Raw genomic sequence first — 15,726 nt, 5'->3', positions numbered from 1 at the left:
GGCAGGCGCTTGCGAGGCGCGGTGGAGCCTATGCGGCCGCCTGGCCCTCAGGCTGCGGCGCCGCGCTTCGACGCCATAGCACGTACGCCACAAGAGCAGCGACTGCAGCAATCGTTGAAGCGAGGGCGAAGGCCAGGAAACCCGCGTGCGTGCCGAGCGCATCGCACGCCCAACCGCCAAACAGGTTCGCAACCACGACGGACAGACCGCTCTGGACCATCGCGAAGGCGCTCTGACCTCGAGCGCGACAATCCTCGTAAGTGTGGTTGGCAATGTAGGTAACGCAGGAGTAGTAGACGGTCATGTAACTCACGCTCTGCAGCAGCTGGCCGCAGACCATGACCGGGACGATGCCAGTGCCCACAAGCACGAGCCTGAGCGCCGCCATGAAGCAGGAAAAGATCAGGAGGTTCATCTCGCCGAAGCGCCTGACCAGCTTGGAGGAAACGAGCAGGATGGGGATCTCGCTCGCAGCGGAGACCGCACTCAGGACGCCCACGAGGTTCTGACCCTCGCCAAGCTCGACCGCGTAGCGGCCCAAGAACGCCCCGATGAAGCCAATCGCGGCCGAACTGATGAAGGCGAAGACCAAGACGAAGGCGATCTCATTGCTGGTGAACAGCGAGAGGAGGCCCTTTCCGTGGGAGACCTTGGGATCGTCCGCGGCATTGGCGCGAATTCCCGCCTCGGGGAGGCGCCACATGTGAGCCGCGAAGACCACCAGCGCGGCGGAGACCACCGTGAACTGGATTTGAGGAGCCATGTCGAGCAGCCGACCGACGATCAGGACGACGATGGCATAGCCGATAGTGCCACCCATGCGAATGCGAGAAAAGTCCAGGCCAGAGCGATCCGCGAGCTCGATGACGAGGGAGTCGCTCAGGGGCAGGAGCCCCGAGAAAAACGCCGAGAATGCAAAGGTTACGAGAAGGACCGGGACGAACGTCGACGCCAGGTAATACAGCGGAGCGAGTACCGCCGCCGCAAGGCAGAGGGCCACGATGACCGCGCGGCGGCGCCCGAGCTTGTCGGCGATCGTCGACCAGAGCGGCTGGATGGCGAGCGCACACACCGGGGTCGCCGCGAGGAGAATGCCGGTCTGGGCCGCGCTGAGGCCGAGGCTCGTGTAGTGAGCGGAGAGAAACGGCGAGTACACGCCCGCGCAGACCCAGTAGAGTACGTTCGCGAAGAACAGCGAAGTCATGCTTGCGTTTGTCTTGGCGTTGTGCATCGTGCTTCTCCCTTCTTGCTCGCCGGGTGCCTGTCTGGGCTTCGAAGTGATTCACCATCTAGCGTGAAACGGAGTTGCGAGGCGTTGAAACAATGTTCTGTTGTTTCATCGTTTTCGTGCCGTTGTTTCACGGCTCATAAGATAGCAGCTCAAGCTGAGATTGCGCCGAGGAAGTACCGATTTACCGTGAACGGTAGGAAATCAGCGGTGAAACGCTATTTCACCGCTGATGAAACATTTTGCTTATTTTTCACCTCTCTTGACCTAAGATACAAAGCAAGCTAGGACCAAGGAGTAACCATGGATAAGACAGGGGATGTGCTCAGCCACATCTGCGCGGTCATGAGCAGCCTATCCCCCTCGGAGAAGGCAATCGCAACGTATGTGCTCGACCACCCGTCGGATGTCGCAACGATGACCGTCCGCGAACTCGCCGCAGAAACCGGTACGTCACCGGCGTCTGTTTCGAGATTCGCAAGGACGCTTGACTACCGAACCTATTCGGACATGCGTCTGGCGCTCGGCATATCCATCAGCAGGGCATCCGGCGAAGAAAAGGCCACGGACGGCAGGATTACTCTGGACGACGTCGAGGGCTCCATCAAGTACGTCCTGTCTCACAAGGTCAAGGAGCTCTCCCAAACCGCCTCGCTCATTGACTCCGATGACTTTTCGGCAGTCGTCAATCTGCTCCACAACGCCAACCTCGTCCTGATCGCGGGCGTCGGCAACTCGATTAACATGGGCGTAAACGCGGCGTTCAAGCTCTCGCAGGTTGGAGTCAGAGCGTTTTGCCCCAGTACCACCGAAGCCATGGTCTCCGTCGCAACCAGCCTCAAGGAGAATGACGTTCTACTCGTCATTTCGACGTCCGGATACTCGAAGCGTCTCGTCAACATATTCGACTCTGCCGAGGATTCGAACACCCCCATCATCATGATCACAGACAACCCGGATACGCCGCTCGCGAAGCGTGCCACGCATATCATCCGAGCCATCTCGCGAGATCAGGCCATCACCGGAACCGAGATCGCCTTCTCGCACAGCTCGATCAACTTCGTCATCGAGCTGCTGTTCCTCTTCCTGACCTCTTGCTGGGATGACCCGGTAGAGTTTAACAGGATCATCTCGAAGAATCTCATGGGAGACAAGCAATACAGCTAGGACGATGCACGCCGGCGCACCGATGCCCAGACCGAAACGGGAGGACCCCTTGATAAAGCTCATCCTCGCAGACATGGATGGGACCCTGTTGCCGTTTGGCTCAAGGGTCGTATCGGAGCGCACGCACAGCGCGATTCTTTCGGCGCTCGATGCGGGCATCGCGTTCGGCCCCGCAAGCGGGCGCGACTACGCCGACCTGGCCGATGCCTTTGACGGCGACGCGCGCTGTTTCTCGACCGGCATCATGGCCAACGGAAAGAAGGTCTTCTCCAGCGGCGAACTCGTGTTCAAAAAGACGCTCTCGACGGAGGCCCTCGTCAAGCTCGATAGCGCTGTACGCCCCTACGCGGGGACGTCACTCTGGCTAGTCGCCGATGTCGATGAGACAGGCAAGCGCTGCGAGCAGTTCCTCTGCGCCGTCGAGCCTGGCGACGAATTCGCCCTGGAAGTCGTTAAGGACTCCGGAAGAGACATGGCGCTCGGAGACGTGCCCACGAACCGTGACGTCATAACCGCCGGCATCTTCGTCAACGTCAGCTCCGCCCCGACGGAAGTCGTTCGGAGTCGATGCAAGGAAGCCTGCCCAGAACTTGATTTCCCCTCGCCCGTCCCATTCTTCCTCGATGTTGTTCCGGCTGGCTGGAGCAAGGTAAACGGACTCGACGCGCTTCTCAGCAGCCTTGGGGTCACGCTGGACGAGGTCGCTTTTATCGGAGACTCGGAAAACGACGTGACGCTCCTCGAAAAGGTGCCGAACTCCTACGCAGTCGCGGGCGCGATGCCAGAGGCGAAGGCCGCGGCCCATCACCTGATCGGGAACGCAGCCGAGGACTCCGTCGCGAAGCTCATCGAACAGATTGTCCAGCAGCGAGTCTAGGGTTCCGCCAGCGTGGCATGCGCCGCGTGCCTCGTCATCCGTTCGTGGCGCGCTACCTCGTGACGATCCAGAGCGTGGCCATCGTCGCGACGCCGATGCCTACGATGAGCGCGGCCCACAGGACGCGGACCACGGGGTTCATGTCGCCCGTCACCACCATGTCGTTCGCGTGCCAGAACCAGCTCTCGTTTCCCTTGCGCATGATGCACTCCCTTAGCCTCGATTACGCCATCTATGGCCGAGCAATCGCAGGTCACGTGCCATAGATTTGCCCTACGCCCAGCTTTCAGTTCTGTAAGGCGGCGGGAGCCTGTGCGAGGCCCCGAGTCCTGAGGCCGTTGCAATGAAAATGGGAATCAAGGGGCACGCATCAATCATATGGGTTCCTTTCGAGGGCGATGGCAAACGAAGCATCCATCATATAATGGAGCGACGCAACCAGAGAGGTCACCCATGGAATTTTATGCAAGCTGCCCGGAGGGCTTTGAATCCGCACTCGCCGACGAGCTCAAGCGGCTCGGGCTTTCGCATGTCCGCCGCCTGAAGGGCCGCGCTACGTTTGAGGGCGAGCTCGAAGAAGGCTACCGCGCCTGTCTGTGGTCGCGCCTGGCCAGCCGCGTGTTTGTGGTGCTTGGGCGCTTTGAGGCGCAGGATGCCGATGCGTTGTACGATGCCGTTTACGACATTGCCTGGGAAAACATCGTCCGCTGCGGCGCCACCATTGCCATCACTGCCCGTGGTGTGACCGAGCAGCTGCGCAACACGCGCTTCTCTGCCCTGCGCGCCAAGGACGCATTGTGCGATCGCCTGGCCGAGACCACGGGCCGTCGCGCCGATGTCGACGCCGCCGATCCCGACGTCCACCTGCTGCTTTCGCTGCGTCAGCGCCGCGCGAGCATCAGCCTGGACCTTTCGGGCGACCCGCTGTTCAAGCGCCTGCCGCCCGCCGCGACCCGCGCCGGCGAGGGCACACACGTGCTGCGCCCCGACTACGCCGCCCTGGTGCTGGCGCAGGTCGGCTGGACCGCGATGTGCGAGCGCGAGCTAACGGCCGACGATTACGAGAACGAAGCCCTGCCCACGCTGATCGACGCCTCGTGCGCCGGCGGTGGTCTGCTGCTGGAGGCCGTGAACATTCTGACCGACCGCGCCCCGGGCGCTGCACGCGAGCGCTGGGGCTTTGAGGGCTGGCAGCTGCACGACGCCGCCCTATGGGAGCAGCTGCTCGCCGAGGCACGCGAGCGCGAGGCGGCAGCGCGCGAGCGCCAGGCGCGCGTCGTCGCCGTGGACATTGACCCCGCCGCCCGCAAGACCGCCGAGCGCATGGTCAAGTGCGCCGGTTACAAGCGCTTTGTCGATTTTTGCGCCGCCAAATCTGCCACCGTACTGGACCACGCGGGCGCCGTCGCCGGTGCCGCCCTCGTCGCGGATACGACCGAGACACCGCTGTCGCTTATGCATGACGCCATGACGCTGGTCGGCGAGCTGCGCCGCGCACCCGAGCTCGCTTCGGCACCGGTCGCCGCGCTCACCCGCGATGGATTGCTGGCCCGCGCGCTCCACGCCGAGCCCGCGCACTCAATTGCCGTCATGCCCAACAACGAGGAGGCGACTATTGAGGTTTGGCCCTCGCTCGACCACGCCGCCGCAGCGTTTGAGGCTGCGACCAGCGCGGATGCCGAGGCCGAGGTTGCGGATGCCAACGAAGTCAACGATGAGGCCGCAGCTTCTGCCATGCCCGAGCCCGCTGCCACGCTCGACCTGGGCGACGGCAAGCCGCTGCCCGTGCTCATCCCCGAATCCGAGCAGTTCGCCAACCGCCTGCGCAAGAACGCTCGCCTGCGCCGCAAGTGGGCCAAGCGCGAGGGCGTGAGCTGCTACCGCGTCTACGATGCCGACCTGCCCGACTACTCCGCCGCCATCGACCTGTACGAGGGTTGCCCACAGACTCCAGGCCGCTGGCTCGTCATCGCCGAATACGCGGCGCCCAAGACCATCGACCCGGCGCTGGCCCAGGCCCGTATGCTCGACATCTTGGCCATCGCGCCGCGCATCCTGGATGTCCCAGCCGAGCATGTGCATGCCAAGGCCCGCATGCGTTCGCGCGGCGGCTCGCAGTACGGCAAGCAGGGCGCCGGCAAGGGCGGCCCGGGCGAGCGCGCCAACATCGCGCGCCGTCGCCTGCCGCTCATCGAGGAGGGCGGCCTTACCTTTGCCGTCAACTTTGACGACTATCTGGATGTGGGCATCTTCCTGGACCACCGCGTCACCCGCAACCTAGTGCGCGAGCACGCCAAGCAGGCGCGCCGCTTCCTCAACCTGTTTGCCTACACCGGCACTGCCACCTGCTATGCGGCAGACAGCGGCGTCGAGGAGACCGTGACGGTCGACCTCTCCAACACCTATCTGGACTGGGCCGAGCGCAACATGCGCCAGAACGGCTTTGTGGGGCCTCAGCATCATTTTGTGCGCGACGACGTGCTCGCCTGGATTCGCGACCAGCGCCAGACGCGCAACCGCTGGGACCTGATCTTTGTCGACCCGCCCACGTTCTCGAACTCGTCCAAGATGGGCCGTCGCACCTGGGATGTTCAGCGCGACCATGTTGAGCTTTTGGCCGGCGTATCGCGCCTGCTCGCGCAGGGCGGCCATGCCATCTTTAGCTGCAACCTGCGCGGTTTCCGCCCCGAGACGCGCAAGCTTGCGCGCGCAGGCGTGGTGCTGGAGGACATTACGGAGCAGACCATCCCCGAGGATTTCGCGCGCAACCAGAAGGTGCACCACTGCTACATCGTGCGCCGCCTGCCCATCGAGGACGCCATGGCCGAGGTCGGCTTTAGCGCCGAGGAAATTGCTGAGCGCGTCGAGGAACTGCGCAACCCCGGACCCCGCAAGCCTCGCGCAGCATCGCCCGCGCACGCGCAGGCCGGCGTCCGAGGACCGCACGGCGACGACAAGCCCGCCTGCCCAGGCAAGCCCAAAAAGAAGAAGTTCTACGCCAGCAAGCCCAAGGGCAAATAAACAAAGTTGCGGTGGAATAGTTCCTAAAAATGCCTGGTAAAGGCCCAAACAGGAACTATTTCACCGCAACTCATATTGGGATGGTGGTTGGCGATCTAGCCTTGGGTGACCAGTCGGTAACCGATGCCCACGTGCGTTTGGATATAGCGCGGATGCGCGGGGTCGGACTCGATCTTCTTGCGCAGCGTGCCCATAAAGACACGCAGGCTCGCCAGGTCGCTCTTAGTTGCCGTGCCCCAAATCTCGTGCAGGATAAACTGGTGCGTCAGCACCTTGTCGGCGTTGTGTGCCAGCAGGCACAAGAGCTTGTACTCAATCGGCGTCAGATGCAGTTCCTCGCCATCCATCGTGGCGATGCCGGCATCAAAATCGATATGCAACTCGCCGGTATCGAACGAGCCCTCGGAGACAACACCGCCCGCCTGCGCATACGAAAGGCGCCTGAGCGTGGTGCGAATGCGCGCGAGCAGCTCCTCGACCGAAAACGGCTTAGTCAGGTAGTCATCGGCGCCGGCATCGAGCGCTCGGATCTTGTCCGCGTCCTCGCTGCGCGCCGAAACCACGATGATCGGCATGCCCGACCACGCGCGCACCGACTCCACCACCTTGACGCCGTCCATATCGGGCAGGCCCAGATCGAGCAGCACAATGCTCGGCGCCTGCGACGAAGCGGCGGCGATGGCGGCGTGGGCGGTCTCCACAGCCATATGGCGCAAACCGTGCGCCTCGAGCGCGGCGACGATAAGGTTGCGGACGGCGGGGTCGTCCTCAACGACCAAGATGAGCGGTTTCACGGCAGAGTTCGGCACAGCGCTACTCCTTATCAAACGAAACGTCGGCGGCGGGAAGCTCAATCGTAAAGACCGAACCGTGCGGGTCCGCCGCGGTAACCTCTATGCTACCGCCATGTGCCAGCGCAATGGAGCGGCAGAGCGACAGCCCCAAGCCTACACTGCGGCAGCTGTCGGCCAGGCCATGGTTGGCGGTGTAGAACGACTCAAAGATTCGCTCGCGGTCCTCGGGCGCAATGCCCGGGCCATCATCAGCAACCGAGCACGCCACGCATCCATCATGGACGCCAATCGAGATCACGATATGCGAGCCCGCAGGCGTATAGGTGATGGCGTTGTTCACCAGATTGACCACCAGCTGCACCATCAGGCGCGCGTCGACGTTGACGAGCGCCGGCTCATCGCACGCCACCACCTTAAGGTCGTGCTCGCGCACGGCCGGGTTCACGTGGCGCAGCGCCTCCTCGACGATATCGTCCATGAGCTCGAGCGTGGTCGACAGGCGCATACCGCCACCCTCGAGCTTGGTGATGGCGAGCAGATTCTCGACAGTGGCGTTGAGCCATTGCGCGTCCGAGCGAATGGATAGGAGCATGCCGCGGCGTGTCTGGTCGTCGAGCACGGCCGTGCCGGTCGAGCCCTGGTCGAGCAACACGTCGGCATTACCCGAAATACTGGTGAGCGGCGTGCGCAGGTCGTGCGAGATGGAGCGCAGCAAGTTGGCACGCAGCTGTTCGTTTTTGGCGAGCACCGCCGCTTCCTCGCGAGCCTCCATGGCGCGGGCGCGATCGAGCGCCAGCTCGCCTTCGCTCACGATGGCATCGGCAAGCGTCCGCTCCTCAGGCGTCAGCGCATCGGGCTCGGCGACAATGGCGAACACCCCCACCACCGAGGCGGGATCGCCCGCGCGCACCATGGTGTCGCCCGAGCGCACGGTCAGGTATATGCCGTAGAACGCCGAGGCACCATAGGTGGCATCGAGCGGCGTTCCCACATAGGCGGACGCCGAGAGCCGCGGCGGCATCTGCGGCGCCAGCTGGTGTACCGGCGCGGCATCGCCCACGGCCGTGTACGTCGTGCGCGGCAGCAGGTCATCGTTATCGGCATCGGCGCTATACCACACGACCGGACAGTCCGAAAGACGCGCCAGCTGCGTTGCCATAGCGTGCACAATCTGTTGCTGATCGCCACACCGCTGCAGCATGCGGTTGGTCTCGAGCACCATCTGCGTGCGACGGTCGCTGGCGGCAGCCTGTGCCAAGGCGCGGCGCAGGGCCAACGCAATCGAGCTCGATACGAGCGAGACCGCAAACATGATAAAGAACATGCCGGGATAGACGCGGTCGATAAACGACAGCGCGTAGCGCGGGTCGACAAACAAGAAGTTGTAGAGCGCCACGGCGGCAGCCGAGCTCAGCAGGCAGTACAGGCGGCTCCAGGTAAAGAAAGCGCACAGCTGCACGGCGAACACATAGACGATCATGATGCTCGGCGCGAGCCCCGGATGGTCGAGCAGCGCGCCCACAATCGTTGCCGCGGCTAGCAGCCCCGCCGATACGCAGGCGTCATACAGAGGGCTGCGACGCGTCAGCGTTGTACGCCGCCACCAAAAGTTCTCGGCAATATCGCCGTCCGCACGGACATCCATCAGCGCCCCGCCCCTCTCTCAAAAACAAAAACCACCACAAAGGGGACTGGCACCTTTGCGGTGGTTGCCTCCTTGTGGTGGTTCCAAGTGTATAGCCTTTGCAGCCTGCGGTCGTTAGACAAACAGCAGACGTCGACTACGGGCGCTCGTCGGGAGCCAGACGCTGCATCTTGCTCACGGCCTTAAACTTGGTGAACAGCGGCACGTACTCAAAGCTCACGTTGGAGTTCTCCAGGCCGTACCAGCGCGCAGGCGTGCCGGCGGCACGGCGGATGATGTACTTGAGCGTGATGGCCGTACGCTCGCTGGGCTCCACGTCGCTTTCGGGCGCCAGCAGCTTGCGGATCATGACGAACTTAAACGTACCGATGTTGCCCGGATCCTTGTAGACCGAGTAATCGTGCGTCTGCGCCGGCAGCTCGCCGCTGGCAGCCAGGTCCTGAACAACCTGACGCAGATAGGCATTGACGCGCTGGTTGATCTTATAGCCCAGGTACAGATGCACGCGGAATACGTAGTCGGTGCCGAACGTCTCGACCGAGTAGGCAAAGGTATGCGGCTCGTCCATGGTCTCGACATTCACGAACCACCAGGCACGAGCGCGCTTGGGGTGCTTGTCCAAAATCGAGTAGACGATATCGCGGTCGATATAGTCGGTGTTGGTGTCCTTGGTCAGGTACACGATGTTGTCGCTCATGAGCTCGTAGCGGTCGTCGTCGCGCAGGCGTTTGAGCTGCGGCAGATAGCTGCGCAGCGGCAGCAGCGTAAACTGACGTTGCTCGACCGCCGTGCCGTTGTACCAGCACACCATAATGCCCATGATGAGTGCAGCCATAAGGATGGTGAAGTAGCCGCCGTGGAAGAACTTGGTGAGCGAGCTCACAAAGAAGAAGCCCTCGAGCATAAGGAAGAAGGCGGCAAAGATCCACGGCGCGACCTTGAGATTGCGCTCCACGTGCAGATAGAAGAAGAGCAGCATTGTCGTGCACATCATGGTCAGGGTAATGGCCAGGCCGTACGCGGCCTCCATGTGCGCCGAGTTCTGGAACAGCAGCACCACGACGACGCAGCCCACGAGCATGACGTTGTTGACCATGGGGATGTAGAGCTGGCCCTTGGTCTCGGCAGGATAGAAGACCTGCATATGCGGCATGAGGTCCAGGCGGCTGGCCTCGGACACCAGCGAGAATGCGCCGGTGATGAGCGCCTGCGAAGCGATGATGGCCGCGACGGTGGAAAGGCCGACGGCAAAGGGACGCAGGCCCGGGGTGAGCATCTGGTAGAAGGGGTTGAGGTCGGCGATGCCCATGAGCTCCGGGTTGCCGGCGTTGTTGATAAGCCACGCGCCCTGGCCCATGTAGGACAGCAGCAGGCAGCACTTAACAAACGGCCAGGTGGCGTAGATGTTGCCGCGGCCCACATGGCCCATGTCGGAATAGAGCGCCTCGGCACCGGTGGTGGCCAGGAAGCAGCTGCCCAAGATCATGATGCCCGCATGGTTGTTGGGGCTCAGCAAAAAGCCGATGCCACGCAGCGGGTTGAGGCACAAAAGCACCGCGGGATACTGGAAGACAAAGAACAGACCCGTACCGCCCAGGAACAAAAACCACAGCGTCATGATGGGGCCAAAGGCGTGGCCAATCTTGGCCGTGCCGATGCGCTGCACCAAGAAGAGCGCGATGATGATGGCGAGCGTGATGGCGACAACGCGGCCCTGGTCGTCACCGAGCACGGCGTGGACCGCCGGAATGGTGCGCAGGCCCTCGATGGCCGTGGTCACGGTAACGGCCGGCGTCAGGATACCGTCGGCGAGCAGTGCCGCGCCGCCCAGCATGGCGGGGATGATAAGCCACTTGCCGCAGCGCTTGACCAGGCTGTACAGGGCAAAGATGCCGCCCTCGCCGTGGTTGTCGGCGCGCAGCGAGATCAGCACGTACTTGACGGTCGTCAGCAGCGTGACCGTCCACACGACAAGGGAGAGCGCGCCGAGCACGAACTCCTGCGTGACGCTTCCGATGCCGCCGTTGCCGGCAACGAGCGCCTTGGTTACATACATGGGGCTGGTGCCGATATCGCCGTACACCACGCCCAGCGTGACGAGCATCGCCGAGATGCTCACAGGAATCGCAGCGTGCGAGGCTACTTCCTTTGCCTTTTGTTCCATAAGCCAGTTTCCTCCCAATTTTAACGTTCGACGGGATTATAGGTAATCAGCCCATGTTTGAATGGTACTGTTTTCCCAGCTAAATAAACATTTATGCGGCCTTTAGGCCACCGCGGCGATATGGAATGTGACAAAGGGACAGTCCCTTTGTCACATTCGTCATTTTCCGAGCCAGTTCTTGAACCACCACTCCATGGAGCGGCTCATCTCGGCCATAAAGGGACTCGTGTGCTTACGGGTGTAGATATCGACGACGCGCTCGCCCACCTCGCGGGCGTGCGGGCGAAACATCGCGTCCATCTCGGCCACCTGCGCATCCAAGGTCGCGGCGTCGGCGCGACAATAACGCTCCTCATGCACCAGGTTCACCACGGGATGCGCGATCGCCGGGCGCTCCTTGCGGGGCGTGCCGATGATGAGCATCGACAGCGGCATGGTATAGGGAGGCAAGTCCAGCAGCGCGGCGACTTCCTCGGCGTTCTCGACGACATCGCCGATATAGCAGCTCCCCAGCCCCAGGGCCTCGGCGGCAACCACGGCGTTTTGAGCGGCGATCATGGCATCCTGTGCCGCGATGGCAAAGTCGCCCAGGCCCGGCGCACGACGGGGCGACTTGCCCGTGCGCTCGACAAACTCGGGCTCAAAGCAACCCACATGCTCAAACAGATCGATCCACTTGGCATAGTCGACTACAAATATGAGTGCCCAGGGCGCCTTGGCGATCATGGGCTGATGATCGCACAGGTCGGCCAGGCGGTCCAATGTGGCCTGCTCACGAATGCTCACGATGGAATACATCATCATGGCGCCTGCCGACGGCGCACGGCTCGCCGCATGCAGAATCGCCGCCCGCTGTTCGTCGGTCACCGCCACGGGACGGTCATCGTCATCACGCGCGAAGGCACGCGTAGACGAGCGATGCTCCAAGATGTCCAGCACCGCGTTGCCCGTAGTCTCGACCGGATAGCCGTATGTATCCACGACCGCAGCTCCGTCGCTGCCCATGTCCGCCTTGCAAACCTGCTCGCTCATCGCCCTACCCTCGCCATTTCTTTAAGAAGCCTTTACGTTTCCGTGTAATTCCCGTCCATTATCGCGCAGGTCGCCGCTACATTGCGCAACACCGCCACGCACGCGCGTTATTATGGCTGGTTGTTGTGCGCAGTCACCAAATGCAGCGCATATCTTGGTAACAATCGGGTAAACCCCCGCTTTCGTAGGTTTTAGTTTGTGAGGAGTCTCAGCATGTTCGCTGCCGCCATCTCGCTCGTCGGTCTTGCGGCGACCGTCTACCTTGTCTTGCGCGAGGCCAAGGCCATTCGCGCTCAGTCGGGCACCGTTGCCAAAAGCGCTCTTGGATGGAGCGTCGCCTTCGGCCTGTTCCAGCTCTTTTTGACCGTCTGGGGCGCCATTGGCCTCGTCGCCCAAAACGAGCCGCTCGCCTTTGTGATGCTCATCCTGACCAACGCCATCCTCACCGGCTGCGCTTGGGCCAGCATCGCCCGCGACCGTATCGCCCCGCGCGTCTTTGCGTTTGCCGCGCCCGATGCCCCCGCCCTCACCGGCAAGCTCGCCCGCCTGCGCGGCGCCTTTGTGGGCAAACCGCTCGTCGCCGCCGTCTTGTGCCTACTGCTCGCCGGCGTCTTTGCGCTGCTGGGCATGGAGGTCTCGTCCAACCACGACTTTACCTGGATCTACCCCCTGTGCATTCTGCTCGAATGGGCCATTATCACCGTGCTCATGGTCGGCTTGTTCTTCCTATTCCAGCGCCACGGCGCAGCTCCCGCGGTCCTGGCCTTCGCCCTCTTTGTCCTGGGCATTGCCGAGTTTTTCGTCATCACGTTTAAATCCATGCCCATCCAGCCGGGCGACCTTTCGGCCATCTCCACCGCCGCCGCGGTCGCCGGCAACGGCTACACCTTCTCGATCTCGCTGTTCTGCGTGCTGTCCATGGGCTTTACCGCCATCGCCATGCTGCTGTGCGAGTACGCCGGCCTGGTGGCACCGCACCGTCAGAAGGGTGCCGCCAACGCCAAGCGCATGCTGCTCACCAACCTGCTCGTGGCAGTGCTGTGCCTGGGCGGCGTAACCGCGCATGTCACGCTCATCGACTACTACAACACCCTCGGCATCACCGTCTACACCTGGCGCCCGCTCGAGAGCTACTGGCGCGAGGGCTACCTGCCCGCTTTCATTAGCGCAGCGCAGTCCATCAAGCCGCCCAAACCCGCCGACTACTCCGTCGACGATGCCAAGGCCACGCTCAAAAAGTACGCCAAGGCCTACGACAAGTCCGACGCGGCCAAGAGCGACGAGCGCGCCGCCGCAAAGGAGCAGTTCGACAGCGAGAAGCCCACGGTCATCGCCATCATGAACGAGACCTTCTCGGATCTGTCAATCTACCAGAACATGCGCGCCGGCTACGAGGGCCCGCAGTACTTTAAGAGCCTGTCCAACTGCCTCAGCCGTGGCAAGCTCTACGTGAGCGCCTACGGCGGCGGTACCGCCAATACCGAGTTTGAGTTTATGACCGGCAACTCCATGGCCAACCTGGGCTCGGGCGTGTACCCCTACACCATCTACAACATGGAAACGACCGGGAACCTGGCAGAGCAGTTCAAGTCGCTCGGATATTCCACCACGGCCATGCACCCCAACCACGCGACCAACTGGAACCGCGAGAACGTCTACAAGGACTTTGGCTTTGACCAGTTCCTGTCCATCAACGACTTCCAGGGTGCCGACACCCTGCGCGGCATGGTGACCGACCAGGCGACATACGACAAGATTCTTGAGCTGCTCGACCAGAACGCCGACCCGCAGTTCATCTTCGACGTGACCATGCAGAACCACTCGGGCTACGACACGGGCCTGCTGCCGGTCGACAAGCAGATGCACCTGAACATCGACACGACCGACCTGGATGCCAAGACCGTCGAGGATGGCACGCTGTCCGATGTCGACGAGTATGTCTCGTGCATCGAGCAGTCCGATCAGGCGCTGCGCTACTTCCTCAACGCCCTGAGCAAGCTCGACCGTAAGGTGGTCGTGGTGTTCTGGGGCGACCATCAGCCGTTCTTCCCGTCCAAGTTCAACGATAAGTGGTTTACCGGCGAGGACGACGCCACCCACCAGGAACGCTTGTGGCAGACCGACTACATCATCTGGGCTAACTACGACGTTGCCGGTTGCGACCAGACGAGTGAGGTCGACGACCTGTCCACCAACTATCTGTCCACCCAGCTGATGCAGCTGATCGGCGCACCGCTGACCGACTACCAGAAGGCGCATATGACATTGCGCGAGTCGCTGCCCGCCATCAACTCCGTCGGCTACGAGGACGCCAGCCTGCGCTGGGCGCTCTCCTCCAACGTCACCGGTGATGACGCCGTCGCCGCTGCTGCCACCAAGGCGCGCGAGGATTACGCCAAGATGCAGTATTACGAAATGTTCCGCGACGGCAAGAACGTCTACACCGAGCACTTCCAGACCGAGGCCAACGAAACCGACCCTAACTTGGCACCGGGTACGACCAAGATCAAATAGCGGCTAGCTGCGAGTTCATAACTGAAACGTCTGTCCGGGCGGAGGCATATAAGGTTCCCTGCTCGGACAGTCCTGCGCAAGACGAAGGCCACATTAAGTGGCCTTCTTTGTATTCGGAAAGTGTGTCCCGGAATCTGCCTTCGGAATGGGACGCAGTTTCCGCTTGAGGGCCTGTTGGGAAAGCGCATCCCACTTCAAGAGTAAATTCCGGGTCGCACTTTCCGCTAAGGCTCTCAACCGGAAAGTGCATCCCATTCCAAGCCTTAATTCCGGGACATAGTTTCCGGACAAGACATCAACCGGAAAGTGGGGACCACTCTGAGCGCCGATTCTGGGACACACTTTCCGAAACACCGCCCATCCGGAAAGCCCGTCCCACTCCGAATACATCCAGGCATAAAATCATCAGCTTATTAGGCCTTCTATCAATAAAGAGACACCCTCCCGAGCGGCGGGCTCGAAGTTCATCGCGAGTTCCGCACGCAAAGAAGGCCACTTAATGTGGCCTTCGTCTTGCGCAGGACTGTAGAGCAGGGAACTTCGTGCCAGCCGCCCGGGAGGGCGTTGCGTTTAGAAGATGGACCTAGTACTTATCCCTCCGGGACAAAAGTAGCGCGGCTATAAAAGCGATGCTGGCAAGAGTTAGCAAAACTAAAAGCAACGTGAGCGTGTTGTCGCCCGTTGCCGCCAGACCAAGCAAGCCGGGCTTCTTGCTGTCAGCAGACTGCACGGGAATCTTCTCGCCATCGTCCTCGGCGGTAATCTCCCAGCGAATGGTCTTGTTTGCGTCGGCAAGCTCGTTGCCCACCGACGTCGGAACGCTTAGCTGCAGATTAAGCACCGTGCTGTCATCGCTCGTAAACGTGGCGATTTGCGTGGGATAGGCGAACACGCTGCCCGGTGTTCCTGTCTGGAGCCAACCTGCAGAGGCATCGCCCACAGTCGCCGTTAAGGTGATGGGCGATAGCAGATGTGCCGTCTCGTGATCGACAACAGCCCGCACAAACACACGTACCTGGGACTTTACACCCGTGGTACGAACCCCAATCTGTTGCTCGCGTACATCGCCGGGCATTAGATCTTTAAAGGCTGGAAACAGATCGGGCTCCCCCGAGGAGTCCGTCGCTCCCGATACCGTTAGCTGGCGTGCATTTCCGTCATAGGCAATCGTGGGAACGTCAGCAAACGCACGTGCAGGAACGGCAAGCGCGATAAGGCAGACGATTGCCGCCATCACGCAGCGCAAGGAACACACAACGTCTTTACGAATCGGAGAAGCCATAC

The 15,726-nt window shown here is 61.9% G+C and carries 11 protein-coding genes; 4 read left to right on the top strand and 7 right to left on the bottom strand.

Going from position 1 to position 15,726, the window contains the following annotated elements; translation table 11 throughout:
• Window positions 1-28: 28 nt before the first annotated feature.
• Window positions 29-1,204, bottom strand: coding sequence for an MFS transporter (locus tag DW925_RS04620; protein WP_158565742.1), 1,176 nt, complete (start codon window positions 1,202-1,204; stop codon window positions 29-31).
• A 327-nt stretch (window positions 1,205-1,531) separates the two neighbouring features.
• Between DW925_RS04620 and DW925_RS04615 the strand changes: the two genes are divergently transcribed.
• Both DW925_RS04615 and DW925_RS04610 read left to right on the top strand, forming a co-directional pair.
• Complete coding sequence (locus DW925_RS04615; protein WP_117635579.1) at window positions 1,532-2,395, top strand: MurR/RpiR family transcriptional regulator; 864 nt, start codon at window positions 1,532-1,534, stop codon at window positions 2,393-2,395.
• A gap of 49 nt (window positions 2,396-2,444) precedes the next feature.
• Window positions 2,445-3,272, top strand: a complete 828-nt coding sequence (locus DW925_RS04610) for an HAD hydrolase family protein (protein WP_158564536.1) — start codon at window positions 2,445-2,447, stop codon at window positions 3,270-3,272.
• Between the two features lie 52 nt (window positions 3,273-3,324).
• Here the strand turns inward: DW925_RS04610 and DW925_RS10105 are convergent, their stop codons facing one another.
• Window positions 3,325-3,474 carry a hypothetical protein gene (locus DW925_RS10105; protein ID WP_158549343.1) on the bottom strand — a complete coding sequence of 50 codons (150 nt, stop codon included), beginning with the start codon at window positions 3,472-3,474 and terminating at the stop codon, window positions 3,325-3,327.
• 251 nt (window positions 3,475-3,725) lie between these two features.
• Here DW925_RS10105 and rlmKL point away from each other — a divergent pair, with 251 nt between their 5' ends.
• Window positions 3,726-6,293, top strand: coding sequence for a bifunctional 23S rRNA (guanine(2069)-N(7))-methyltransferase RlmK/23S rRNA (guanine(2445)-N(2))-methyltransferase RlmL (rlmKL, locus tag DW925_RS04605; protein WP_117790485.1), 2,568 nt, complete (start codon window positions 3,726-3,728; stop codon window positions 6,291-6,293).
• A gap of 95 nt (window positions 6,294-6,388) precedes the next feature.
• Here rlmKL and DW925_RS04600 read toward each other — a convergent pair whose 3' ends face one another.
• From DW925_RS04600 to DW925_RS04585, 4 genes are all read right to left on the bottom strand, one after another.
• The gene (locus DW925_RS04600) at window positions 6,389-7,102 is read right to left on the bottom strand and encodes a response regulator (RefSeq protein ID WP_197032188.1); all 714 of its coding nucleotides are present in this window, start codon (window positions 7,100-7,102) and stop codon (window positions 6,389-6,391) included.
• A 4-nt stretch (window positions 7,103-7,106) separates the two neighbouring features.
• Window positions 7,107-8,732: an ATP-binding protein gene (locus tag DW925_RS04595; RefSeq protein ID WP_117790484.1), complete on the bottom strand. Its 1,626-nt coding sequence runs from the start codon at window positions 8,730-8,732 to the stop codon at window positions 7,107-7,109.
• A gap of 136 nt (window positions 8,733-8,868) precedes the next feature.
• Entirely contained in the window at window positions 8,869-10,896 is a 2,028-nt protein-coding gene (locus DW925_RS04590) for a KUP/HAK/KT family potassium transporter (protein ID WP_117790483.1), read from the bottom strand.
• 159 nt (window positions 10,897-11,055) lie between these two features.
• On the bottom strand, window positions 11,056-11,928 hold the full coding sequence (locus DW925_RS04585; RefSeq protein WP_117629824.1) for a nitroreductase family protein: 873 nt from the start codon (window positions 11,926-11,928) through the stop codon (window positions 11,056-11,058).
• 213 nt (window positions 11,929-12,141) lie between these two features.
• Here DW925_RS04585 and DW925_RS04580 point away from each other — a divergent pair, with 213 nt between their 5' ends.
• Entirely contained in the window at window positions 12,142-14,442 is a 2,301-nt protein-coding gene (locus DW925_RS04580) for an LTA synthase family protein (RefSeq protein ID WP_117629825.1), read from the top strand.
• A 583-nt stretch (window positions 14,443-15,025) separates the two neighbouring features.
• Here the strand turns inward: DW925_RS04580 and DW925_RS04575 are convergent.
• Complete coding sequence (locus DW925_RS04575; protein WP_117582959.1) at window positions 15,026-15,724, bottom strand: hypothetical protein; 699 nt, start codon at window positions 15,722-15,724, stop codon at window positions 15,026-15,028.
• Between the last annotated feature and the right edge of the window lie 2 nt (window positions 15,725-15,726).

Origin of the sequence: Collinsella sp. AM43-1 (assembly GCF_003467925.1) — a bacterium.
Classification (GTDB): Bacteria; Actinomycetota; Coriobacteriia; order Coriobacteriales; family Coriobacteriaceae; genus Collinsella.
This window is presented reverse-complemented; position numbering and strand designations above follow the sequence as displayed.

Coding starts and splice junctions, on each gene's coding strand:
- DW925_RS10105 (WP_158549343.1), bottom strand. CDS start 3,474: ATGCGCAAGGGAAACGAGAGCTGGTTCTGGCACGCGAACGACATGGTG.
- DW925_RS04590 (WP_117790483.1), bottom strand. CDS start 10,896: ATGGAACAAAAGGCAAAGGAAGTAGCCTCGCACGCTGCGATTCCTGTG.
- DW925_RS04575 (WP_117582959.1), bottom strand. CDS start 15,724: ATGGCTTCTCCGATTCGTAAAGACGTTGTGTGTTCCTTGCGCTGCGTG.
- rlmKL (WP_117790485.1), top strand. CDS start 3,726: ATGGAATTTTATGCAAGCTGCCCGGAGGGCTTTGAATCCGCACTCGCC.
- DW925_RS04595 (WP_117790484.1), bottom strand. CDS start 8,732: ATGGATGTCCGTGCGGACGGCGATATTGCCGAGAACTTTTGGTGGCGG.
- DW925_RS04580 (WP_117629825.1), top strand. CDS start 12,142: ATGTTCGCTGCCGCCATCTCGCTCGTCGGTCTTGCGGCGACCGTCTAC.
- DW925_RS04585 (WP_117629824.1), bottom strand. CDS start 11,928: ATGAGCGAGCAGGTTTGCAAGGCGGACATGGGCAGCGACGGAGCTGCG.
- DW925_RS04615 (WP_117635579.1), top strand. CDS start 1,532: ATGGATAAGACAGGGGATGTGCTCAGCCACATCTGCGCGGTCATGAGC.
- DW925_RS04620 (WP_158565742.1), bottom strand. CDS start 1,204: ATGACTTCGCTGTTCTTCGCGAACGTACTCTACTGGGTCTGCGCGGGC.